Genomic DNA, 25,462 nt, shown 5'->3' on the forward strand with positions numbered 1-25,462 from the left:
AGAAAGAATTAGAGACTAATCATTTGTATCAAGGATTTCGTGAAATGGTATAAGAGGGTAGGGTGTAAGGGTGTGGGGGAGAGGAAAATGCTGTGCACCATCGCCCGAAAGCACATCTCGTTGCGCTGGTGCTACCAAACTTGCTAAACGCTGACTTGTCCCTTTATCCCTTCGGCTTCGGGATACGATATTGACTTTGTTGGCAAATTGAGCTTTTTACAACACGCGAAAAACAGAAGCTCAAATAAATAATTTTCCGAAAATTTCTTTCTATAGTAATACTTTATATACCTTAATAGGTAAGTAAGTCGGTGCAAAAAAACCAAACTGTGTGAAGAAAAGTAAAAAAGGCTCAAACTCTTTCTCTCCCTGCTTGAGTGCTCTTTGCTCTCTGCCTTATTCCAACAAGAATTATTTACGCCGATCTACTTAGATTAAACATAAAACTAGTATAAATCTGAGTAAAGGTTTTAGATCTTTCTTTAACTTTTACTCTCTCAAGTACTGCATAAGTAAACCAGTTTGTCATCTACATATACACACAGCAAAGTCAGCCTAAAAGGTTGTATTTGCTTTGAGGGGATGTTCACCTCAATCATTGTACTAAGTAAGTCGGTGTGAATAAATAAAACTATGTAACAGAATGTAAAATCAGTGAAACCGCAAGCGAATTGCACCAGTTCCAAGGGAAGACGCTGCACTTTCGCTCGATTCGTGCGCTTTGCGCTTACATTACACTTCGTTTCATATGCGCTCTTAGGGCACGCTACGCGTTAGCCCTTGGCGTGCGCTTGCGCTTACGCAATGACATAGCGTGAATTATTTAAGTCGTTCTACTTACTGTAGAGGACAAAGATTGACTGCTGCTCAGATATTTCTTCTATAACTAGAATTTCTTATGTTGAAATTAGATATACCAACACTGCCTCACATTCTGGGATTCTTGGCATTATTTAGTTATATTGTCACATTACTTCCGACAATACTAAGAATTGTTTTCCCTCAAACAAAAGAGACTGGTATTCCTCAATGGCTACTAAAAAAACGCCGTATGATAGGAATTTTGGCGTTCTTTTTTGCTTTTTGTCATGGCTTTCTATTAGTCAAACAAAGAAAAATTGATTTCTTAGACTTAGAGACATCTTGGATTTATATCCAAGGAATAGGAACTTTCATAATTTTTACACTTCTGGCTATAACTTCTAATGATTGGAGTGTAAAGAAGCTGAAGAAAAACTGGAAGCAATTACATAAACTCACTTATTTGGCTATGTTTATTTTAACCTGGCATGTTTGGGACAAAATGTTAGGTCATTGGACATATTTAACGCCCTTTGCAATTGTGAGTTTAAGCGGAATCATAGTTTTATATTTTCTAAGAATTCAGATAGAAAAAGGTAAAAAACAACAAAAAAAGGAAAACATAAGTAAAAAACCATTGTGATAAAAAAACAGGTAATAGCAATGACAATAAATAGTCCAAAAAACAAGCATTTTGATATGCTGTTAAAAACCACCTATTGGAAAATTTTATTAGGATTTTTAATCACTACAACAGCGGCTGTTGTAGAGTTGAGTTGGTGGAATTTGTCTTCAGTACCAAATACTTCATCAACCTCTAAATCGTTACTAACTACTCGGCCTATTCGCACTCTCAAAGCTCATTCCGTATGGGTTTATGCAGTAGCAATTAGCCCGGATGGCAAAACTTTAGTCAGTGGTGCCTACGATGGCACTCTTAAGATTTGGAATCTGCAAACTGGCAAATTACTCGATACTATCGACGCTCATAGCGATGCAGTTGAATCCCTAGCCATTAGTTCTGACGGGCGTATGCTTGTTACCGGCAGTTGGGATAACGAGGTTAAGTTGTGGAATCTCCAAACCCGCAAACTCATCCGCACTTTCTCAGGACATTTAGACGATGTTGAATCTGTTGCCATTAGTCCAGATGGAAAGCAGATCGCAAGTGGCAGTTGGGATAAGACTATCAAGCTGTGGAATGTGGAGACTGGGGAGGTGATACGCACTATAAAACAACAAGATGCAGTCAGAACCCTAGCGATAAGTCCTAATGGGCAGCTTCTTGTCAGTGGTAATGAAGACGGCAAAATTATGATTTGGTACCTCAAAACTGGAAAGTTGAGAACCGCCCTAGCAGCACATGATCAAGCCGTTTGGTCTATTGCTTTGAGCCCTGATGGCAAAACTCTTGCTAGTGGCAGTTATGACAGGACTATTAAGTTGTGGAATTCCCAGACAGGGGAATTACTACACACTCTTGTAGGACATGACAATCCAGTTTGGTCTGTTGGCTTCAGTCCTGATGGAAAGCAAATCGCCAGTGGTAGTTATGACCGGACAATTAAGTTGTGGAATGTCCAAACTGGGGAGTTGCTTAACACTCTTGTCGGGCATAACAAAGCCGTTTGGTCTGTGGCTTTCAATCCTCAAGGTCATACTCTCGCCAGTGGTAGTGCAGACGAAACTATCAAGATTTGGCAAGTGCCTTCAAAAACTGGTATTGCCACACCACCTTCTGCTGCAGAATTAGCAGCAGTTCTGACTAAACAACCAGAAAGCACAGACTCCACCCTGTTTTATCCTTTGAACCAAAAGGTTTACAACCAAGTGAATCAAGCTTGGCAACAACGAGGGCGGAGTCAGGAAAATTTAGTTTACCGCTTGGCTGCAGGCGGTGATGGAGCAATTTTAGGTTATCAACTCGTCAATTCAAATGGTAGTCACTTAACTGAAGAAACCACGAAGAAAAATGACTTACTTTCTAAGCTGGTGAAGAGACAACCAGCAGCTAGGGAAGCAATTGTCCATTTCAGGGTGGTGTTTACTAAGCAAGGCATACTCCAAGTTAGCCCTTGGCAAGGATATAACACGACTAACTAATTTTTTGCATCAAGCTTGCTGCATTTTGAGAAATTGCCTCCCAGTTTTGTGTATCGACAAACTCTTTAAGAAACAATTGACTACTCAAACCAACTGCGATCGCCCCCGCTTCTAAAAATTCTTTGGCATTTTCTAAAGTCACACCCCCTGTCGGAATCAAGGGAATGTGACCCAAAGGTCCTCGTAAACTTCTTATATAACTAACTCCTCCCACCGCTTCTGTGGGAAACACCTTGACACAGGTTGCTCCACAAGACCAAGCAGTCACTATTTCCGTTGGGGAGAGTGCTCCTGGTATGATAGCTACGCCTATATCCACTGCTGCTTGAATCATCTTTGGATCAACGTGGGGAGTGAAGATAAATTGTGCCCCCGCTGCAATTGCTTCTTGCATTTGTTGTAAATTTAGCAGCGTACCAGTTCCAATAGTACAATTAGGTAATTCTATTTTTAGTTGTGCAATCAGTTCAGTCGCACCGGCACTATTCCAGGTAATTTCAATTAACTGTATTCCCCCAGATGCCACAGCCAAAGCCATTTGGCGTGTCAAGGACACTTCTGGGGCGCGGACAACTGCAATAACTTTATGTTGTTTGAGTTGCGATAACCAAGCTTGACCAGACATTTTTATCGAGTTTTATATTTTAGATAGCAGTTTTGATCATAGTAGATTGTAGTTCTCTACCTTTTGAATCTTTCAAATTCTGTCTTAATGATTAGGACATGTATCTTGTATCCTACCATAGATATACTTCGTTTCAATACTAAGGAGTTAAATTGATCTTCTTCGCCTATCTTTAGGAAGACATCTCTGCCTATTTATCATTTTATCAATAGTCTACTAACTCATGAGTGATAACTAATAACTGATGATTCATTAGACAAATTAAGTCGCCAGCCAGATGACACAACTCCAATCGATTTCTACATTAAAAAAGGATAGACATTCTTAATTCATCTGGTCACAATATTATGCCTCTCTATAAACTTGCAGACTTTGATCCAAATTATCGAGAAACTTTAGGTGGCGACGATATCACAGCTTTGGACTTATATACAGAAGGTGGAGTCAGAGTTGGCTCAGTCGGTGATGTTCTAGTTGATGCAGATGGTCGTTTTCGTTATTTAGTTATAGATACTGAGTATAATTCATATAATAAAAGAATATTGCTACCAATTGGTCTTTCCCGGACAGATTATAATCAGCGGCGTGTTTATGTCGATGGGCTGAGCAAAGAGCAAGTGCAAAGTTTGCCTGTCTACAAAGATGACATGACTGTTGATTACGATTATGAAGAGCAGGTACGTAAGTCTTATCGTCCGAATTCTACTGATTTAAATCACAAGCAAGATACTTATAATTACCAACAGGATGCATCCCTATACGACTTGAATGACCAGAACCATCAAACTTTCAAACTATACGAAGAGCGGCTTATTGCCAATAAAAACCGTATCAAGACAGGAGAAGTAACAGTTGGTAAGCATATTGAAACAGAAACAGCACGTGTTTCAGTACCAATTGAAAGAGAGCGAGTTATTATTGAGCGAGTGAATCCTACAGATGCAGGTAGAGCAGTAAATCCCAGTGAATTTCAGTTTCAAGAAGGGGAAATAGCACGCATAGAAATCTACGAAGAAACCCCTGATATTCATAAAGAGACGTTTGTACGTGAAGAAGTCCGCGTTAGAAAAGTAGTTAAAACAGAGACAATTGAAGCACAAGAAACAATTCGTCGGGAAGAGTTAGATGTTCGTACTCAAGGAGATTTACCCATAGCTCAAACTGATATGACTCCAAATGATCTTGTTTAAATTGCTTTTTTCAAAACTTTTTGAATAGAGTTGTAATCTAAAAAAAGACAGGCAAGATAAAAAGGACTCATATTTTGCCTGTCTTTGTTATTTAAAACTCTGCTCTGAACAAAAAGTATAAAACTTAAAAAAAAGCAAGAGAAGTTAATCACAAAAAATAAGATATGACTTTAGAATACTAGTAACATCAACTGATTCCGTCGTTAGGGAGATGGAGTATATTTGATAATCTGGTTAACATCATAGATGAGAAATGAGAAAATAGGTTAAGAGGAAATTATCATGGCTTTATATAAAATTGCAGACTTTGATGCAGACTACAAAGATACTTTTCAAGGTAATGACATCAAAGGAATGGGTGTTTATGGGGAAGGAAGCGATGAGAAAGTCGGTACTGTAAGTGATGTTTTAGTAGATGAAGAAGGTCATTTCCGCTATTTAGTTGTTGACCTAGGTTTCTGGATTTTTGGCAAGAAAGTCTTGTTACCAGTTGGTCGTTCTCGCATTGACTATAACGTTGATCGCGTTTATGCAATTGGAATGACCAGAGAACAAGCTGAAAGATTACCTGAGTACAACGAGCATGACGTTCTTGATTACGACTATGAAGAGCGGGTACGCGATACATATCGCCCTGCTTTAGATACAACTCGCGCTCCCTTAGATACAACAACTCCTTTGGAAGCATCGGCTGGTTTAGCAGATCCAAGATTGTCAGCTGGTTTAGCAGATCCAACATTGTCAGCTGGTTTAGTAGATCCAACATTGTCAGCTGCCACAGCAGGATATCAGCCAATACCTGCGGCAAATTATCCCACTTATGACCGGGATACATATAAATATGATCAAGATGCTCCGTTGTACAATATGAACGAGCAGGATCATCAAACCCTCAGATTATATGAAGAACGGCTAGTTGCTAACAAGAGACGCCAGAAAGCTGGGGAAGTCACGGTTGGAAAACGTATTGAAACTGATACTGCACGAGTTGCGATTCCAGTAGAGAAAGAGCGAGTTGTTGTTGAGCGAGTCACTCCAGCAGATGCTGGTAGAGCAGTTGCTCCTGGCGAAGCAACGTTCCGTCAAGGAGAAGTTGCTCGCGTAGATATCTACGAAGAAACTGCTGACGTTCGCAAAGAAGCTTTTCTACGTGAAGAAGTCAGAGTCAGCAAAGTGGTAGACCAAGACACGGTTGAGGCTCAAGACACAATTCGTCGTGAAGAATTGGATATAAACGCTCCCGGTCTTCCCATTGATGAGCGCTAAATAAAATATTTTGCCCTAAGTGATGCAAGTAGAGACCCGAAATTTCGCGTCTCTACTTATCATTAGTAAAGTTAATGACATCAATATTTTTTAAAATTTCAACTCAGCAGTTATGACTTTTTAACAATGATTGACAAAAAAAAATATAATATCAGTCATGAAAAGGCAAGTAAAATTGCAAGAATTAGTAATCTTTTAAAAAATTTAAGGGCAAAACTCAAAAAATATACCGTTATTGATAGAGAAAGTCAGATTGTAGGTGAAGTTAGAGATTTAATAATAGATATCAATCGTCAGCTAAATTTTGTGGTATCGAAATCGGACAATCAGGAAAATGATCGATTAATTCTATTAAGCAGTAAGCTCGTCGAGAAAGTTGACTCAAAAATTAAATTTATTTTCATAAACTTAAAGAAATCGCAAGTACAATATTTACCTAACTATATAGAAAGAGAAACTCAAGATAGTGAAATGGAAGATAATTTAAACACTCAAGAAGCAAATACACAAAACTCAGAGTTGATTGCAGCAGTAGCAGCTGCTACAAATAGTCAGGTCTCTTCAGTAGAAGATGTTATTCGTTTGCTCGGAGAACGATTAATAATTGAGCGCACCAAACGTAAAGTTGGTGAGGTGATTGTCCGTAAAGAAATTGAAACCCAAATTGTACAAGTGCCAATCCGGCGCGAGAAACTGATAGTCGAACAAATTAGCCCAGAATACAAACAGCTTGCACAAATAGATTTAGGAGAAGAAGCAATTTCTGGTGTTGATTTGATTCAAGGGGAAACATCTGCATCGACGACTACCCATTTGGATGATGCTGTGAGTGTAAATAGTGAAGTTAGCTCTCCAAAAATATCGACGACTGCCCATTTGGATGATGGTTTAACTGTAAGTGGTGAATTTAGCTCTCCAAAAATAGCCAGTTTACTTTTAAATGCGATAGCCCTAGAGCGAAATCATGGATGCAAAGCAGTGCGAGTCACAGTCATTGTGGAAGATGAAGAACATCAGAAAACATATAAGGAGTGGTTTGCCCGCACCTCAAAAGGGTAAAAGCCCAATCCTATCATCCCAATAATTTTTCAATAGACCCTAAGTCCGTAACGACTTGGGAGTCTTTATTTTTTTGAAGTCCCCTTTTTTATCAAATAATTTGGAAAGTTGCTATGTTCTGTTGTAGCTGAATATCGTTGCATCTATATAAAAAGTTAGATAAGTATGACTCGTAATATCTATGCCCTGCTGGTTGGCATTGACGAATATCTAAGTCCTGTCTCTGCCCTTCAGGGCTGTGTCAACGATATCATGGCTGTACAAGAATATTTGCAAGGACGGGTTGCGACAGATGGACATCAGCTACATCTGCGTACACTACTAAATCAAAATGCCACCCGTCAAGCAATCATTGATGGTTTCCGGCAACATCTGTGCCAAGCCAGTAGTGAGGACGTGGTATTGTTTTACTTTGCAGGGCATGGTAGTCAAGAGGAAGCCCCAGAAGAGTTTTGGATTTTAGAGCCAGACCAACTCGATGAAACCATTGTGTGTTTCGACAGTCGCAGTCCCGGAAGTTGGGACTTGGCGGATAAGGAGTTGGCGAAACTGATCGCTGAAGTAGGGGAAAAAAATCCTCACATTACTATTATTATGGACTGCTGTCACTCTGGTTCTGGTACTCGTGATTTGGACAGGGAAATAGCAGTCCGTCAAGCCCAAAGTGACCGACGAAAGCGACCTTTAGACAGCTTCATCTTCTCCTTAGCAGAAGTCAACCAATTAGCAGCTTCCCAGAGTCGGGAAGAAAATCTAAGTCGCTGGAAGTTCCTGCAAGGAAAACATATTTTTCTTTCCGCTTGCTTAAACACCGAATTAGCTAAAGAGTATAACGGGGATGGGCAACGTCGGGGAGCATTTTCTTACTTTTTGCTCGACACTTTAAAGAAAGCGAATGGTAACCTGAGTTATCGAGACTTATTCAAGCATACTAATGCTTTGGTTCGCAGTAAAGTTACAGCGCAATCTCCGCAAATAGAAGCAACAGTTTTAGGGGACTTAGACCAACCTTTTCTTGGGGGTGCGATCGCCCCACGCACTCCTTACTTTACTGTTTATGATCACAAAGACTACGGCTGGGTGATTGATGGCGGTGCAGTCCACGGAATTTTTCAACCTGTTGGGGATGAGACAACCTTACTGGCGTTGTTTCCCTTTGATAGTTCTGCTGAACAACTGCGTCAATTGTCAGGGGCAGTCGCTCAAGCAAGAGTGCTGCAAGTCCTACCGCAAGTTAGTAAAATTCAGATCAGCGGTATAGACAACTTAAACCCCGACACAACTTTTAAAGCAGTTGTCACGAGTTTGCCCCTACCACCTAAAAGAGTTTTCATCACAGGGGAAGAAGCAGGGATAGAACTTGCTCGCACTGCACTCTTGCAAGCCGGTCCTCAAAGTCAACCTTCCTTATATATTCGTGAAGTCACCACCCCTCAAGAAGCCGAGTTCCAACTGGTTGCTCGTGATGGTAAATATTTCATAACACGACCCGCTGATGACCGTTTGTTAGTCGCACAAATTCCGGATTACACAACCGCAACAGCTTTACAGGTTATTCAGCGATTAGAACATATTGCCCGTTGGACAAATATTGTTGAACTCTCCAGTCCCGCCAGCAGTCATATTCGACCTGATGCAGTGCAAATGGTGATTGAACAAAACGGACAAGAACTGCAAGATGTGCAACTGCGCTTGGAATATCGACAGGAAAATGGCAAGTGGAACCCACCTTCTTTGAGAATTAAGCTGAAAAACACCAGTCATGAACCACTGTACTGCGCTCTGCTGGATTTAACAGACCGCTACACCGTCAGTGCTGATTTATTTGACGGCGGAGGACTCTGGCTACAACCAAGACAAGAAGCTTGGGCATTAGGAGGTAACTCGATTTCTGCCACAGTTCCAGAAAAACTATGGCAGGAACAAGGAATTACCGAAGTCAAAGATATTCTCAAACTGATTGTCAGTACCGCCGAATTTGATGCTACCTTGCTTCAACAAAGCGAGCTTGATTTACCTTCTCGCTCAGTACCAACACCTCGTCGTGGTAAAGGTACTCTAAACCGCCTCATGAACCGGATTCCATCTCGTGACATCACAGCCAAACCAGAGGAAGAAGAATTATGTGACGACTGGGTAAGCAGTCAAATTACCATCACAACTGTGCGCCCTCAACAGACAACTTTGGTGCCCAAGGGAGAAGCTAACCGCTCTAGCACACCCCGTATTACTACCCAAAAAACTGCTGTTTCGACACCTGTTGTTAATACCACTACTAACAGTACTCAAGCCCAGGCAACTAAACCCAAATGGTTAATTGGCGGGGTTATTGGAGGATTAGCTGTATTCGCAATGATTGGCTTGCTGTTCTCGCCGCATAAATCAAATGACACACAACTCAGCAATCAAAGTTTTCAAAGTCAGGTACGTTAGCCATAGGTGAGGGAGTAGCCACCTTTTTTGAAAGCTGCATAAGTTGCAAATGGTGTCACCTATATTCTCATATCAGCGAACTGGTAAAAACAGAAATAAGGAACTACCGCCATGCCAGACTTTGCACGCAATATGGCATTTGTGATTGGCATAAATAATTATAGCAACGGCATTCCCCCCCTGCGCAACGCCCTGAATGATGCCAAAAAGCTAGTGGAAATTCTGCGCGAACAGCATGGATACCAGGTGTGGGTGTGTTTAGACCAAGTAGCAACTCTCAAGAATCTTCAGGATTTATTCGAGAAAACTCTTGCACAACAAGTTAAACCAGATGACCGCTTGCTGTTTTACTTTGCAGGTCATGGTATTGCTCTCAACAGTGAGGATGGTCCGAGTGGTTATTTGATTCCCCAAGATGCCAAGTTGGGAGATACCAAAACCTACTTACCGATGACCCAGGTACATGAAAGCCTGAGTAACTTGCCTTGTCGTCATTTCCTGGGTATCCTCGATTGCTGTTTTGCTGGGGCTTTTCGTTGGTCAAGTACTAGAGACTTGTTAATGGCATCAGAGGTGATTCATCAAGAACGCTACGATCGCTTTATTACTGACCCAGCATGGCAGGTGATAACTAGTGCCGCCTCCGACCAAAAAGCCTTAGATGCGTTTACTTTCAACATTGATCGCGGTGAAATTGGCAATCATTCCCCATTCGCCAGTGCGTTGCTTGAAGCACTCACAGGAAGAGCTGATGCTTTTCCTCCGGCTACTAATGATAAACCCTGTGGAGATGGGGTGATTACTGCTACGGAATTGTATTTATATTTGCGCGATCACGTCGAATTAGCCACACAAGAAAATCGCTTACGACAAACCCCCGGAATTTCGGCACTGAACAAACATGACAAAGGCGAGTACATTTTCCTGACTCCAGGACACGTACTGAACTTACCACCAGCACCTCCTTTGGATGAGTCGAAAAATCCTTATCGCGGTTTGCTGTCGTTTGACGAAAAACACAGTGACCTGTTTTTCGGTAGAACTGCACTTGTAGACAAACTGCACAAGTTTGTGACCACTAATCCCCTCACCGTGGTATTGGGTGCTTCCGGTTCAGGGAAGTCCAGCTTGGTGAAGGCGGGATTAATTCCTCAACTGCGAAAGTCAACTATGGAGCATATGGAGCAATGGTACATTTTGTCAACGATACGTCCTGGTGAGTTTCCGTTGCGGGCGTTGAATATTGCGCTCAAAAATGCCAAATTGCCAGAAGTAGAAGTTTCCAATCCTTCTTTTGGGCAAGCTGTGAAGAACCTTGCCGAGAGTATAAAAGTTTGGGCAACTAGCAACCCTAACTTCAAGCTACTACTATGTATTGACCAGAGTGAAGAACTGATTACCTTGTGCCGGGATGAGAAGGAACGTCAGGAGTTTTTTAGGCAATTAGGTGAGGCGATCGCCACTTATCCTCAGCAACTACGAGTAGTAATTACGCTGCGCTCCGATTTTGAACCCCAGCTGCGAGACTTTATCTTACAATTGCTTCCTAATGCCCTTCAGTTGGAAAACACCGCCATAAAAAATAAGTGGAAAGTCGCGCGATTTATTGTGCCTGCGATGTCGCGAACGGAATTACGCGAAGCAATTGAGAAACCAGCAGAAGCACGGGTGATGTATTTCTATCCGCATAGTCTGGTAGACCAGTTGATTGATGAAGTAGCGGATATGCCAGGAGCATTGCCGTTGCTATCCTTCGCCTTGAGGGAGATGTACTTGAAGTATTTAAAGCGACAGCGGGAGGCTAGTAACAGCGGTATAACTATTGACCGCGCTTTCACCCAAGCAGATTATGAAGAATTGGGAGGGGTGATCCAATCTCTAACGCAACGCGCTGACCAAGAGTATAAAGCACTAGTAAAAGTTAACCCAGCTTACGAGCAAACTGTACGTCACGTGGTGCTGCGGATGGTTGCTCTTGGGGGTGGGGAAATAGCACGCAGACAAGTACCGAGGTCAGAACTGGAGTATCCAGAGGCGTTACAACCGCAAATCGAAGAGGTGATTAAGCGCTTTAGTGATGCACGCCTACTGATTAGTGGGACAGATGCAGAAGATAAATCTTATGTGGAACCTGCCCATGATGCTTTGGTGCGGGGTTGGCAAAGATTACAGAATTGGATCAAACAGGAGAAAAATCTAAGACTGCAACGCCGTTTAACACCTGCAGCTGTTGAGTGGAAAAGCAAGCAACAGAAAGACTATCTTTGGCACAGTGATCCTTATTTGGATGTATTACAGAAGGAGGTACTCAACTCATCAAAAAACAACTGGTTAAACCAGGTAGAAACTGAGTTTGTCAAGCGTAGCATTCAACGTCTAGAAAACAACTACCGTATCAGAATGGGCTTAATTGCGGCTGCACTTATTACTGTGTCGGGATTTGGTATTATTGAGTGGTATCAAAGGCAAGTTGCTGAACTTCAAGCCTTAGCTTCATCCAGTGAAGCACTGTTTGCTTCAGGTCGTCAGTTAGATGGATTGAGAGACGGTTTAAAGGCAGGGCAAAAACTAAAATCTCCTATTGGTGCAATAGTGCCAGCCGAAGCTAAAAGCCATGTAAAAACTGCCCTCATGCAAGCAGTCTCTTTGGTTAATGAGCGTAATATCTTACAAGAACCTAATGACAAGCAGAATCAGGTGCGTAGTGTTAGATTCAGCCCCGACGGCTCGATCCTAGCTTCCGCTGGCGATGACAATACTATCAGACTCTGGAATGTGGCGAGTGGGAAGGAATGGCATAAGTTCACTGGGCATAAGATGAGAGTCAATAGCGTTGACTTTAGTTTTGATGGCAAATTGTTGGCTTCAGCTAGTTGGGATGGAAAAATCAAACTCTGGAATTTGGCAAATTTTAAGGAAGTTACACCACGCTCTCTAATTGGTCATAAAGAACCAGTTTACAGTGTTAGCTTCAACCAAAACGGCACGATTTTGGCTTCCGCCAGTTGGGATGGAACTATCAAACTTTGGAGAGTATCGAACGGCGATTTAATTCAAACACTTACACCGCAGAACCAGAAAAATAAAGATAAACAAAAAAACCCAGTTAACGTAGTCAACTTTAGCGAAGATGATAAGCTAATTGTTGCTTCCACTGAGGATGGAACAATATACTTGTGGGACTGGGATGACAAAAAGCAGGATGCTAAGCTTCGCAAAACTTGGCAGGGACATGAAGATCAGGTGATTGGTGTCATGTTTAGCCCAAGAGGCAAGATACTAGCTTCAGCAAGCTTTGATAACACAGTAAAACTCTGGAGTATTCCAGACGGCAAGTTAATTAAGACACTCACGGGGCATCAAAACCAGGTTTATAGCGTTAGCTTCAGTTGTGACGGTAAGACGCTAGCTTCAGCTGGTAGTGACAACACCGTTAAACTCTGGAGTTTGGATAACCCTGAAAAACCAAAAGAAATCAAGGAAATCACCACGTTAGTAGGCCATAAAAACGCAATCTTTAGCGTTAGGTTCAGTCGAGATGGTAAAAGTCTCGCCTCCGCAGGCGCTGACTCGAACATCCGACTGTGGAATTTAGAAAACGACGTAGTGGTGAAAAAGCTTCCAGTTCATAAAGATAGCGTTAATAGCGTTAGTTTTAGTCCGGTGGACAATGGTAATGAGTATACATTTGTAAGTAGTGACAAAACAATCCGATTTTGGAGTCTAAAAAATGATGAAATCACGATGTTGCCAGATAATAGTCAGATAAACAATAGCAAAAACTCCAGCCGTAAAAACAATATTGCCGCACCTGAAAAGAGTGAAAAAAGCCAAAAAAATCAGATTCGAGATCATAGGAAAACTGAGGAAAACCCAGAAGAAATTAATAGTGTCAGTCTCAATGCCAAGAATAAGATGCTAGCTTCGGGGAGTATAGACGGAACGATCAAACTTAGGGATTTGGCTACCCATAAATTAAAACAAACACTTCCGCAAGACTCAAAAGAAAATTTACGTACTCTTTATAACGTCAATTTCAATCTCAAAGGGGATATTCTTGCAGCTACTTATGAGAGCAGTATCATTAAACTGTGGCATATTTCTGGGAATGACTATAAAGACATTAAGCCCATTCATTCTGATATTAAGGGGTATACTCTAGACTTCAGTCCTAATAGTGATGTTGTTGCAACAACTAACGACAATGGCATTATCAAGCTCTGGAAAATGGCGAATGGTCAGGAAATTCAGCAACTAAAAGGAAATGAGAGCAAAAGCCTTAATTTTAGCCCTGATGGTAAGATTCTCGCCTCAGCTGATGCTGATCACACAATCAAACTGTGGGATATGACTAACTATAAGCTAATCAACACACTAAAAGGGCATACAGAAGCAGTGCGTGATGTGCGTTTTAGCCCAGATGGTCAGATACTGGCTTCGGCAAGTGAAGATAATACCATCAAACTTTGGAATAGAGATGGTAAAGAACTCATCACCCTTAAAGGACATACTGCTCCCGTCTACAGCGTAAGCTTTAGCCACGACGGTAAGTACCTCATTTCTGGTGGTGCTGATAAAACTGTTCGTTTGTGGAATTTAAAATTTCTGGATTTAGAACCTTTGGTTGATCGTGGTTGTCGATGGGTACGTGACTATCTCCAGAATAACCCCAATGTCAGTGAGAGCGATCGCCACCTCTGCGACAACTAGTTCTTACTTTTAAGAGCGATCGCTTCGCTTGGCTGACGCGCAAAGCGCTCAGCATGAGCGTGAGGCAGATCGCGCTTCTCACCAAATGAAAAGTAGAGACATTGCATCCAACGTCTCTAAATGCCAAATGGTATTGAGCTATGGACCTCTGTCTTTCCCCGGTGAATCGCATGCACGTTCTGTGTCAGCTACAACTTCATTTTCCAGACTTCTTTTCAATTCTTTCTTTTTTAAATCAATCTCTTTCTTAACATCCTCAGTTTCAGATGTTACTTGACTTTCAGGATCTTTTTTCGATTCTTGATTTTCCATATTCGATATTGCACCCAAATTTTGTAACAGTGATATTACCCTACTAAAATCATACCTCTAATTTATCTTTCTACTGCCCCCAAAGCTTTTAATGTGTTTTTCTGAGAAGTTGTTAAACCAATGGCATCTTTAATATTCATACCTTCATAGGGTCTATCGATTCTCATCGTTTTCACGCATTCCCCTGTTTCAATATTCCAAAGCTTGATAGTTTCGTCTTCGCTGCAGCTGACTAATAAGGGAGAATTGGGACTAAACGCAATTGACCGTACTGCTTTATGATGTCCTGCAAATGTTTTTAAATTTTCACCTGTAGTAACATCCCACAGTTTAACTGTTTGGTCGTCGCTTCCACTCGCTAAAGTTTTGCCATCTGGACTAAAGGCGATTGTTCTGACTCGATATGTATGTCCTTGAAATGTTTTAAAAATTCCGCCTGTGCTAACATCCCACAGCTTAATTGTTTGGTCTCCACTAGCACTTGCAAGGATGCCTGCACAGGGACTAAACACAACAGATAAAACCCAGTCACTGTGTCCTGGGAACGTTTGTAAACAAATTCCTGTACTCACATCCCAAAGCTTTACTGTGTTATCGTCGCTACCACTTGCCAGCATTGAACTTTGAAGATTAAAAGCAACTGTTTTGACGTGATGAGTGTGTCCTTCGAGAGTGTGCAAACATTCACCCGTGCGCCAATCCCAAAGCTTTACGGTTTGGTCACGACTAGCACTTGCTAAAATTTGTCCATCTAAGCTGAAACTGATTGCATTTACCCAACTACTGTGTCCCCAAAGTGTTTTCACACACTCACCCGTACTTGCATCCCAAAGCTTTATGGTTGTGTCATCACTACTACTTGCTAAAATTTGACTTTTTTGGTTTGTTTCAACATCTGAAGTAATGAATTTGCTTGTACGAACATCTATATTTTGTGGTGCAAAAGTGACTGACGAAACCAAGTTAGTATGTCCTTGTAAAGTTTGTAGACATTCACCTGTCACAACATCCCATAATCTCACTCTTTGGTCTTCGCTACTACTTGCCAGCATTTGACCATCTGGACTAAAAGCGACAGATAACACCCAATTACTGTACCCATCCACTGTTCTTAAGCATTGTCCTGTATGAACATCCCACAGCTTCATCGTTTGGTTTTCACTGGCGCTGATTAGAGTTTGTCCATCTGGATTAAAAGCAACCAACCAAACGCGTGAAGCGTAGCTATCGCCTAAAGGCGAATCGCTATGCTCATGCAAAGTTTGCAAACACTCTCCTGTTAAAGCATCCCATATTTTGACTGTTTTATCTTCACTCCCCGTTGCCAATGTTTTGCCGTCTGGGCTGAAAGCAACTGCCCACACATAACTGTTGTAATCTGGTAATATTCCCATGCACTCACCACTGGCTAAATCCCAGAATTTGACTGTTGTGCCATCACTTGCAGTGACTAGTGTTTGCCTAAACCCCTGCGGGGACGCTGCGCTAACAGGACTCAGAGCAATAGATAGCACCCAATTGATATGAGTTTCTAGGATTTGTAGACACTCACCCGTGTTTACATCCCAAACTCTCACGGTTTGGTCTTCACTACCAGTAATTAATGTTTGCCCATTAAGACTGAAGGTAGCAAACATGACTCGACTGGTATGTCCCGGCAAAATTTTTAAGCATTGTCCGGTGTGGGTATTCCATAATCTAATTGTTTGGTCGTTGCTACCACTTGCTAAAATTTGTCCATCTGGACTAAAGGCAAGAGATTGTACCCAACTTGTATGACCTCGCAGTGTTTTAAGACATTGTCCGGTGTGGATATTCCATAACCGAATTGTTTGGTCATTGCTACCACTTGCTAAAATTTGTCCATCTGGACTAAAGGCAAGAGGTTTCACCCAACCAGTATGACCACTGTAGGTGATAATTTGTTTAATGTTTGCAACTTCCCACAAAATAATTTCATTATCAATACCTGTTGCCAAAAACTTTCCATCTGGGCTAAAAGTTGCTGAGAAAATACCTCCTAATGTTCGAGTCAAAGCAGACTTGCTTAAATCGGAGTTAGCGAAGTTGACTCGATGCAAATTCATGCCCTGTAAGTAAGCTTGCCAAACAGTTAACTTAGAAAAATCATAACCATTAAGGTCTACATGAAGTTGCCAGAGTAAATTGAGAATATTACCAGCAGCATATCCTGGTTTTTGTAAGGTAGACGACTTCAGTTTTGACAAAAGCTGATTCAAAGAAATTTGAATATTTTCTCGATGACCAAAAAGAGTTAAGAGTTTATCTACTACTGGTTTTAGGGCTAGCCTGATTTGTGCACTGAGCACGTAATCTTTGGCTTGAGATTTGATTAATGCACATCGATTTAACAATGTGATTTCTTGAGTTTCAATCTCTTGGCAAATCTGTTCGATGAATCGGTCAATCACATACTCCATCACCACCGGTTGTTGGGTAAAGTTACCAGATTTTTTCTCAATTAATGAACGCGATTGTAGAGATTCTAATGTTTCTAACAAATCTCGTAGTGAGACAGCAGGAATCATGTCTGCTTGTAACTCTGTAAACGACACCCATTCTCGATTAATTGTCAGCCAGTACATCACCTGTTGTTCTAAAATTGACAACCGATTAAACTGCTGCTCTAGTAAATCTGAAATATCTCCAAAAATAATGGTCCCTTGTTGTAAAAACTGAGCAGCATCGCCGTCAAATAAATCCGCAATAGTAGTTGCGACAATCTTTAATGCTAAAGGATTGCCTGCATAATATTCCACAAGCGATCGACATTGTTCTTCTGATACAGAAAAGCCTTTTTCTGCCATAATTGCCTGACCTTCTGCTTGTGTTAAGCCAAACAATCTCAGTGAACGAATCGGAGAGTTGATACCTTCTTTAAGGCTAATTCCTCTAGGTTTCTCTCGACTGGTTAACACCAGGCAACTCTGATGTTTACTCTCTCCCAAACATCTGAAAAGTTGCTCATATCCTTCATATCCTTGTCGATATGCTCCGGCACGTTTGTCATTACATAAAATTGACTCACCATTGTCTAGCACTAATAAACAGCGTGAGTCGCGCAGATATTTTATTAAGCAAGAGATTTTACCGTCTAAAGTTTCTGGTAAAACGGTTTGCTGTTGATTGGAAAAAAAGTTAATTAAGTCGCTCAAAAGCTCATGAATTGATGGTGCATTACGGAGACTTCGCCAAATCAAGTACTCAAAATCATCTTCCAGATGCTGTGCTAACTTCACAGACAAAGTTGTTTTGCCAATCCCACCCATACCAAGTAAAGTAATGAGTCGGCAATCTTCCTTAATAATCCATTGCCTTAATGTGGTGAGTTCTTCAGTACGTCCATAAAACACTGAGGCATCAATCGCCTCTCCCCAATCCTGATATTTGCTGGTGGCTCTTGTTTTCGTATTTTGATCTAAATGGAAATAAAGAGTTTTTTCACTCAGTTGTAACCAAGTTGGTGGTTCTGCTGCAGGATTAATACAAATAACAGGTAACCAAGAAGCACCAGGAAAGTTATCTTCTAAACCATGTAACTTTCTGCGTGCTTGCTGCACTGATAGGTGTAGAGGCAGTTGTTCCAGCGCAAAAGCTTGCAAAAAATACTTAAAAAATTCCTGTGCTACGAAATTTGGCACTGGCTCTCGCATCACAATCACTGTAGAAAAATTCAATTTCTGTAGGGCATTTGCCAATCCTAAACCATCACAAGAGTTGAAAATTGCCAAGCGTAAACCATTATCAATGGCTGCTTTCAGAGCTTCTTCTAACTGTTCAATTGTTAGACTATTATTTGTCTTGTTCTCGTTAATATAAATCCGACCTGTTTCACCTTCGCTGTGACTATGACCAGCAAAAAATAGGAGATCCCAGCCAGCAGAATCCCAAAGCTGTGTATTGAATTCTTGACGTGTTGGATTTACAATAAAAACAGGTTCTGCACCTGGTAAATTCTTGATAAACTCACTTTCTACTTCCAGACTTATGCCTTCACTGTTCCCCAAAATTGCCAAGATTCTGACTATTTTTCTATGAACTTGTGGTTGTGACAATTTGGGGCGTTTATATTCTGATTGAGACAGAGCTATTTCTGCGTGTGGATAATCATTAAATAAATCGCAGCGATACCAGGGTATTCGCCGTATTATTTCATTATCAGTTTCAAGAATTATCCGTATTTCTTCTGTTGGGTTTAGTAAGGTGCGTAGTTGTCGGCTAGTATTGAGAATTGACTCGGATTTGAGCCAAGCATTCATACTTTCTTGTAACTGTTGACATAAATCCTCGAATTCAACAGTAGAGACGTTGGTTATAGCGCCTTCATCAATTTCTAGTTCATCATCTTCCTCTGCCAACCTGGAACGTAGATACACGGTTTTACATAAACTATAATAGGTTAGCTGCCATTTTTGATACAATTCAATCAAGTTTGGTGCAGGGGGTAACGAGCCGATGAATTGCTCTGGAAGCGGTTGACTAAATGTCCACAATTGGATGGTCACTTTTGGAAATCCATCACACAAGTTACCATGTCCCAGATTGATGACAACTGACTTGCTCATTTTAAAATTAAAATATTATACGATAAATATCTATTTCACATTAGTCCATATCTTCTTTAATAGCATAAGGTTAGCGACAGCCGCGCCTAGAGTAGGGTGCAATACTATTCGGTAATATCTACGCAAATCTTAATAATTGGTGATATAGGACTCGTATTTGATTTTTGAAAAAAACTCAGTACAATTTTATTGCTTCTTAAGAGTTCCCTGTTCCCTGTTCCCTGTTAAGCGTCTCTACTTTGTGATTCACCAAATCAAACCGGATTCCTATATGTGAGTAAATAATCACAAGTGTCAAGGTTAACACTATTACCCAAAAGAATTATATCGTGGGAAAGAAAAACAACTTCCGAAAAGTTTGGAAAACCTTAACTGAACTAGGTCAAGAGTTTGGAGTGTCAGCCGTTTAATTCGGTAATCTGCTCAAGCAATATGGATTACGCGAAAAAGATGGTGAACCTAGTCAAATGGCTAAAGATGGTGGTTTATTTGAAAAAATTACGCCCAAAGAAGGTAAGTCTTATTATTTATGGCATCGTGAAAAAACGTCTGAGTACCTTATTTCTCAAGGTGTCGCTAAAAATGGAGTATCAGCTAAAGACGCTGAAATGATGACTGAAGCTCGAAAATTAGCACGCTCCTACATGGAAGCTCAACAATTAGATGATGAAGGCTCTAAGCTTGGTTACATAATGCTCTCTGAAATGGTAGATGAGATTAAGAAAGTTGGTTTAGAGCGGTTCAATCAAGCACTCAAGTCGATTGGTTACAAAGGCGACGAAGTTACTTTAGAAGACTGGTAGAAGATATTTTGAAGAAAGGAAAGTAATGATGTCAGTACTGACCTGAGAACGGGGTATAAGGAAACCCGCGCACGGAGAGACAGGACAGCGCAGTCCTTGTCTCCCGCTCTCGGGCGCGACTGCAAGAGTGGGAACTGGCTCACCCACACTCCATACTCTACACCCTTATGAACATATTTGTTCCATTTTGGTCTTGCAGTTTTAAAATTTTTGTAGTACTAATTTATCCATCACTCGCATGAGATGTTACCTAAAATAGGCATACCCCAAAATGAGTCATTACCATAGCGATCGCCAAATGTTTAAAAACTGTGAATCCTTTATGACAATGGGCGAAGAATAACATAACATGCAAAATTACTTTCACTAGAAAAATTTGCTAATTACATATTGTGCAAATAAGTGCTGACTCTCCCAAATTGGAACTAATTCTGAAGTCTGACAATCTAGAAACTACGGCTCACATTCGGACACAAAGGACAAAGACAAGTATATACAGCCATATCGGACTGCTAATTGCTCATGACTAATGGTTAACGAAGATTGGCTAGATAAAAAATCGCAATTAACATAAAAAAATCTTGTTACTTGAGTGTTCTTGAATAATCACAACCTATGAGTAATACTTGTTTGCATCAAATGACTTGGCAAAATCTGAAAACTCAACACCGCTTTGATAAGCGACACACATGAATCAACTGAACAATGGTTTCACTCTTTTTCTTAGTTTGCTAGTTGAGGCGATACCTTTCTTGTTGCTTGGGGTTTTGTTCTCTAGTTTGCTGCTGTTTTTTGTCGATGAGCGCAAACTGGTAGAAAAAATGCCCAAAAATCCGTTTCTGGGTGCATTGGTTGGTAGTCTCGTGGGCTTTTTATTTCCTGTTTGTGAATGCGGTAACGTACCAGTAGCACGACGGTTGCTGATGCAAGGAGTCCCCATACCAGTAGCAATTGGCTTTCTGCTAGCAGCACCGACTGTCAACCCCATCGTCATTTGGGCAACTTGGACAGCATTTCGCGATCAGCCAGAAATCGTCGTATTACGAGTCGTACTTTCTTTATTGATCGCAGTTATCGTCGCCTATATCTTCAGTTTTCAAAAAGATTTAGATCCTGTGGTACAACCTGCGATCGCTCGTTATCTAAAATTTAATCCGCCTGCAAAGCCACAACCCAAACGCCGCACTAAAAGTCAATTCGTTCAACAGCAGGAGGCGAGTGGATCTACTTTATTACAGTCTGGAACATATTTGCTAGGAGGACAAGCAGGACAAAGTATGCGGATGGATGGGGATATTTTGCAAGCAAAGATGCCAGCTTCTAAACCCAGTAAACCCCTATCAGATAAACTGCGGTTGTTAGTCGATAATTGTGTGCAAGAATTGCGTGAATTAGGAGCAGTATTGGTTATAGGAAGCGCCATTGCTGCTGCTATTCAAGTACTAACCCCCCGTGAATTTATCATCGGTTTGGGGGCTGGTCCAATTAGCTCGATCACTGCCATGATGATATTAGCTGTGGTGGTGTCAATTTGTTCTACAGTTGATTCATTCTTTGCCCTGTCTTTTGCCTCGACATTTACCAGCGGTTCTTTGTTAGCTTTTTTAGTATATGGACCAATGATTGACATCAAAGGTGTTGGTTTATTGTTATCAATTTTTAAACCAAGGGCTGTTATTTACTTGTTTGTTTTAGCAGGGCTGTTAACATTTCTATTCACACTCTTCATCAATTTGCACGTCCTTTAAAAAATGACTAATGACTTCAATTCCAAAAAGAAAATCTAAAATTCCTTATCAAAAATTACTGCCTTGGGTGGATGTTTTAGCTATTACAGCTTGGGGTCTTTTAATTCTGAAATACTGGCTGACTAACAAGTTAAACTTGTTAATTCACCCCGACTACTTTTGGTTAGCAATTGTAGGTGCCATTGGCTTAATAGCTATTGCTCTATTCAAGGGACTACAGCTTTTGCAGCGACGTCGTGAAATCACCCCAAATGTACAGCACTTGACTTTATTTCCACCAGGTTGGAGCAGTGCTTTAGTCTTAACAGCAGCAATCTTAGGATTATTAATCACACCCCACGTTTTTGCCAGCCAAACTGCGCTTGAACGAGGTGTGACAGATTTAATGGGAGCAACACGCGCTAAACCCCAAACAACACCCGACGAACTCCAAGGAAAACGCCCCAAACCCCAACCATTTCAGGCTTCCAGCCCTCCGGAAGAGCGAACACTGGTAGGTTGGGTACGTACGCTGAATGTCTACCCAGAACCAGACGCATATAATGGACAAAAAGTCAAGGTGCAAGGATTTGTCATCCATCCACCAGATATAGGAAAAGAACATTTGTTCTTGGCACGATTTGTGATTACTTGTTGTGCTGCAGATGCCTATCCCGTAGGATTACCAGTAAAACTGAAAGAGAGTGCTGATCAGTACCCAGCGGATACCTGGTTAGAAGTCGAAGGACAAATGGTGACGGAAAACCTAGCAAATAAACGTCAACTGACCATCGATGCAACTTCCTTGAAGAAAATTCCTCAACCCAAAGATCCATATACTTACTAGTTATCAGTGAACAGGCAACAGGCAACAGGCAACAGGCAACAGTGAAACTGATAACTGAGATAACTGATAACTGATAACTGATAATAATGACCACCAGTAAAATTTTTTTCCAACCTTTAGATCGTATTGCTATAGGACTGATACTCATCCTCTGTCTGCTGATTGGGCTATTGATGTTACAGGGTGATGCAGTTAAGCCGAGTGTGCGTCATTTTAGCTGGCAAAATCAACAAATTGCAGCAGATGACACATCCTTTACCCTCACCTTCAGTCGCCCAATGGACTCAAAAAGCGTAGAGGATAACATAAAAATTGATCCGCCTCTAGCAGGTAAAGTGAGTTGGGCAGGACGGCGGATGGTTTACACACTGATGACACCAGCCCCCTATGGAACAACGTACAAAGTGCAGCTGCAGGCAGCAAGAGATAAATTTTCCCAAAAAGAAGGGAAACATAGACAGATACAACCTTTTACAGGAAGTTTCCGCACACGCGATCGCATTATTCTTTACATCGGGGCAGATCAACAAGATAAGGGGCGATTAGTTCTTTACAACCTAAGCCAAGAACGAAAAATGGTACTCACTTCAAAAGACTTGGTTGTCATGGATTTTAAGCCCTTTCCAAATGGAGAGAAAATTTTATTTTCTGCTCGTAAAGTAGGAAGCCAAGACTTACTCTCAACTGAACTTTACACAGTGACAACAGGTATTTCTGCAAAATCTGAAAAACCAGCACAAGCACTGGGTAAAGTTGATTTACTTCTGGATAACAAAGAATTTCAAAATCTGAAATTTGACTTATCGCCAGATGGAAAAACTCTTGTTGTCCAACGAGGAAAAAAAGATGAACAGGGTGACTTTGGGCTGTGGTTTATGTCCGTAAACAACGAAAGTTCTCAGGAAAAACTAAACCCGCAACGTCTCAAAAGTCAACCAGGAGGAGACTTTATAATTACGGCGGATAGTCAAGAGGTAGCGATCGCCCAAGGTCAGGGAATAGGGCTATTACCTCTGCAAGCAGATGCCAGCAAACCCCGAGAATTTTTTCCGGAGTTTGGCTTGGTGGAGGCTTTTTCTCCGGATGGGTTGCAAGCAGCAATGGTCAAGTTTAATCCAGATTCCACGCGAGAATTGTTTTTGCTGAGGAACCAAGGTGCCCAAAAACCAGTGTTGCGCACCACAGGTTCAATTCTCAGTTGCCAGTTTGATACTGCTTCACCCACGCTTTACTGTTTGCTAACACAGCTTTTACAAGGGAAACTCTATGAAGAACAACCATATTTAGTGGCAATTGACCTCAAAAGCATGCAACAAAAACCACTGCTAGTATTGCCCCCTAACCAACGGAATGTACAGATGAGTTTAGCACCTGATGGTTTGGGGTTGTTAGTTGACCAAGTTGTACCCAAGACTTCCCCCACTGACTCATCACAAGCGAATATGTTGACAACTGATGAAGGACAGCCAATCGCTACCAGTAGTTTATGGTTAATGCCCTTGTTGCCGATCTCAGATCCTAGTGCAGTAAACGAGATTAAGCCACAACAGCTTCCCTTGGTAGGATTTCATCCCCGTTGGCTACCGTGAATAAGAAGAGGGGTATGAGCAAATGCCTTCCTCATCCCCCTTGTTCTCTTCGTCTAGGCGTTACCGCGTCAATCTCAATAAGCTACCGTACTTTATTAAGAATTTTTTCTAGTTGCTTATCATAAAAAAACTCTTTCTCTCCCAACGCTGGAGTCAGTTGAGTTAACCAGGTTGCTTTATCGTCATATCGAGCAAAAAATGGACGTTTACACCAGTTAGGATCGCGTCCTTGAAGGAAAGAAAGCACAAACACCTTCTCGCCAAAAATCTCCGCAACCCCATCCACAAGGACTTTACCTGGTAAGGCTGACATCACCGGACCCCTAACAGTTCGAGCTAACCCAGACACTTTTTGAATCGCTTCCTGAAAAATCTCCCAAGCCTGGATGATTGGAACTTCAAAGTAGTGTTTTGCCCCCGTGTCTCGTTCCATAAACATATAGTAGGGAACACAACCTAGCCGAACCTGTTCCCGCCACATCCGAATCCATACTTCTTTTGAATCATTAATCCCACGCATGAGCGGTGCTTGGGTGCGAATCTGTGCTCCTGTTGAGCGGATGCGCTTGATAGCCTCTTGAGCAATCTCGGTATCCATTTCTTTCCAGTGGTCGTAGTGTCCCATAATGGCGAGATGCTTACCTGCAAGAGTTACCTTCTCAAATAGACGCAGGACATCATCAGCATCTTCATCAGTAACAAACCGGTAGGGCCAATAAGCTACTGATTTAGTTCCAATGCGGATAGTCTGGATATGTTCAAAGCCGGAACCTAGAAGAGGTTCGATATACAGAGAAAGATGCCTAGCTTTCATAGTCATAGGGTCTCCTCCGGTAATCAAAACATCTGTGACTTCTTTGTGTTGGCGGAGATATTCCTGGAAAAGACCCGATTCACGAGTCGCAAATTTTATGCTGTCCATTCCCACAAACTGGGGCCAACGGAAGCAGAATGTACAGTAGGCATGACAGGTTTGACCCGCTGTCGGAAAAATCAGGACTGTCTCAGGATATTTGTGTTGAATCCCTGGAAGGCTATCGCCATTGAGAGTAGGAACATTGTATTCAACCTGCCCTGCTGGATGAGGGTTGAGCTGAGAACGAATTGCACTCACAACCTGATGCAGGTCTTCTGGTGCAGAATGATTAAGATACCAAACTAACTTGTCCAAATGTTCGGCACTCAGCATTTCTCCTTGGGGAAAGGTTAGACGAAAAATTGGGTCATCAGGAAGGTTCTCCCAATCAATAAGCTCCTCTACCACATAGTTGTTTGCACGGAAAGGAAGAACTTGGGCAACTGCTTTCATTGCCATGCGGTTTGCTGGTGACAGTTGTTGGAGTTGGGGGAGCTGATCTATGTCTTTAGCTCCATAGAAGCGAATTTTTCTAGGTTTAGGTTGTGGCATTTA

The 25,462-nt window shown here is 41.5% G+C and carries 15 protein-coding genes; 11 read left to right on the top strand and 4 right to left on the bottom strand.

Going from position 1 to position 25,462, the window contains the following annotated elements; all coding sequences use genetic code 11:
* Positions 1 to 898: 898 nt before the first annotated feature.
* Together AC5JM2_RS01940 and AC5JM2_RS01945 are read left to right on the top strand one after the other, a co-directional pair.
* Positions 899 to 1,444, top strand: a complete 546-nt coding sequence (locus AC5JM2_RS01940; RefSeq protein WP_495833229.1) for a ferric reductase-like transmembrane domain-containing protein — start codon at positions 899 to 901, stop codon at positions 1,442 to 1,444.
* A gap of 20 nt (positions 1,445 to 1,464) precedes the next feature.
* Positions 1,465 to 2,904 carry a WD40 repeat domain-containing protein gene (locus tag AC5JM2_RS01945; RefSeq protein WP_495833230.1) on the top strand — a complete coding sequence of 480 codons (1,440 nt, stop codon included), beginning with the start codon at positions 1,465 to 1,467 and terminating at the stop codon, positions 2,902 to 2,904.
* Here the strand turns inward: AC5JM2_RS01945 and AC5JM2_RS01950 are convergent.
* Complete coding sequence (locus AC5JM2_RS01950) at positions 2,897 to 3,529, bottom strand: bifunctional 4-hydroxy-2-oxoglutarate aldolase/2-dehydro-3-deoxy-phosphogluconate aldolase (RefSeq protein WP_495833231.1); 633 nt, start codon at positions 3,527 to 3,529, stop codon at positions 2,897 to 2,899. The two genes, AC5JM2_RS01945 and AC5JM2_RS01950, sit on opposite strands and share 8 nt — an antisense overlap.
* 347 nt (positions 3,530 to 3,876) lie before the next feature.
* Between AC5JM2_RS01950 and AC5JM2_RS01955 the strand changes: the two genes are divergently transcribed.
* The 5 genes from AC5JM2_RS01955 to AC5JM2_RS01975 all read left to right on the top strand — a co-directional run bounded on the left by AC5JM2_RS01955 (position 3,877) and on the right by AC5JM2_RS01975 (position 14,187).
* Positions 3,877 to 4,719, top strand: a complete 843-nt coding sequence (locus AC5JM2_RS01955; protein ID WP_495833232.1) for a DUF2382 domain-containing protein — start codon at positions 3,877 to 3,879, stop codon at positions 4,717 to 4,719.
* Between the two features lie 282 nt (positions 4,720 to 5,001).
* A complete protein-coding gene (locus AC5JM2_RS01960; RefSeq protein ID WP_495833233.1) occupies positions 5,002 to 5,985 on the top strand; it encodes a DUF2382 domain-containing protein in 984 nt (327 codons plus the stop codon).
* 126 nt (positions 5,986 to 6,111) lie between these two features.
* Positions 6,112 to 7,044: a DUF2382 domain-containing protein gene (locus AC5JM2_RS01965; protein WP_495833234.1), complete on the top strand. Its 933-nt coding sequence runs from the start codon at positions 6,112 to 6,114 to the stop codon at positions 7,042 to 7,044.
* A gap of 165 nt (positions 7,045 to 7,209) precedes the next feature.
* Positions 7,210 to 9,477, top strand: a complete 2,268-nt coding sequence (locus AC5JM2_RS01970) for a caspase family protein (RefSeq protein WP_495833235.1) — start codon at positions 7,210 to 7,212, stop codon at positions 9,475 to 9,477.
* Between the two features lie 111 nt (positions 9,478 to 9,588).
* Positions 9,589 to 14,187, top strand: a complete 4,599-nt coding sequence (locus tag AC5JM2_RS01975; RefSeq protein WP_495833236.1) for an nSTAND1 domain-containing NTPase — start codon at positions 9,589 to 9,591, stop codon at positions 14,185 to 14,187.
* A 138-nt stretch (positions 14,188 to 14,325) separates the two neighbouring features.
* Here the strand turns inward: AC5JM2_RS01975 and AC5JM2_RS01980 are convergent, their stop codons facing one another.
* Together AC5JM2_RS01980 and AC5JM2_RS01985 are read right to left on the bottom strand one after the other, a co-directional pair.
* A complete protein-coding gene (locus AC5JM2_RS01980; RefSeq protein ID WP_495833237.1) occupies positions 14,326 to 14,499 on the bottom strand; it encodes a hypothetical protein in 174 nt (57 codons plus the stop codon).
* A gap of 62 nt (positions 14,500 to 14,561) precedes the next feature.
* Positions 14,562 to 19,085, bottom strand: a complete 4,524-nt coding sequence (locus AC5JM2_RS01985; RefSeq protein ID WP_495833238.1) for a WD40 domain-containing protein — start codon at positions 19,083 to 19,085, stop codon at positions 14,562 to 14,564.
* Between the two features lie 467 nt (positions 19,086 to 19,552).
* Between AC5JM2_RS01985 and AC5JM2_RS01990 the strand changes: the two genes are divergently transcribed.
* From AC5JM2_RS01990 to AC5JM2_RS02005, 4 genes are all read left to right on the top strand, one after another.
* A complete protein-coding gene (locus AC5JM2_RS01990) occupies positions 19,553 to 19,888 on the top strand; it encodes a hypothetical protein (protein ID WP_495833239.1) in 336 nt (111 codons plus the stop codon).
* A gap of 689 nt (positions 19,889 to 20,577) precedes the next feature.
* On the top strand, positions 20,578 to 21,636 hold the full coding sequence (locus tag AC5JM2_RS01995) for a permease (RefSeq protein ID WP_495833240.1): 1,059 nt from the start codon (positions 20,578 to 20,580) through the stop codon (positions 21,634 to 21,636).
* Positions 21,637 to 21,646: 10 nt separating this feature from the next.
* Entirely contained in the window at positions 21,647 to 22,462 is an 816-nt protein-coding gene (locus AC5JM2_RS02000; protein ID WP_495833241.1) for a TIGR03943 family putative permease subunit, read from the top strand.
* A gap of 86 nt (positions 22,463 to 22,548) precedes the next feature.
* Positions 22,549 to 24,051 carry an Ig-like domain-containing domain gene (locus tag AC5JM2_RS02005; protein WP_495833242.1) on the top strand — a complete coding sequence of 501 codons (1,503 nt, stop codon included), beginning with the start codon at positions 22,549 to 22,551 and terminating at the stop codon, positions 24,049 to 24,051.
* A gap of 82 nt (positions 24,052 to 24,133) precedes the next feature.
* Here AC5JM2_RS02005 and AC5JM2_RS02010 read toward each other — a convergent pair whose 3' ends face one another.
* A complete protein-coding gene (locus AC5JM2_RS02010) occupies positions 24,134 to 25,459 on the bottom strand; it encodes a KamA family radical SAM protein (protein WP_495833243.1) in 1,326 nt (441 codons plus the stop codon).
* Positions 25,460 to 25,462: the final 3 nt, after the last annotated feature.

This window comes from Brasilonema angustatum (assembly GCF_059505445.1).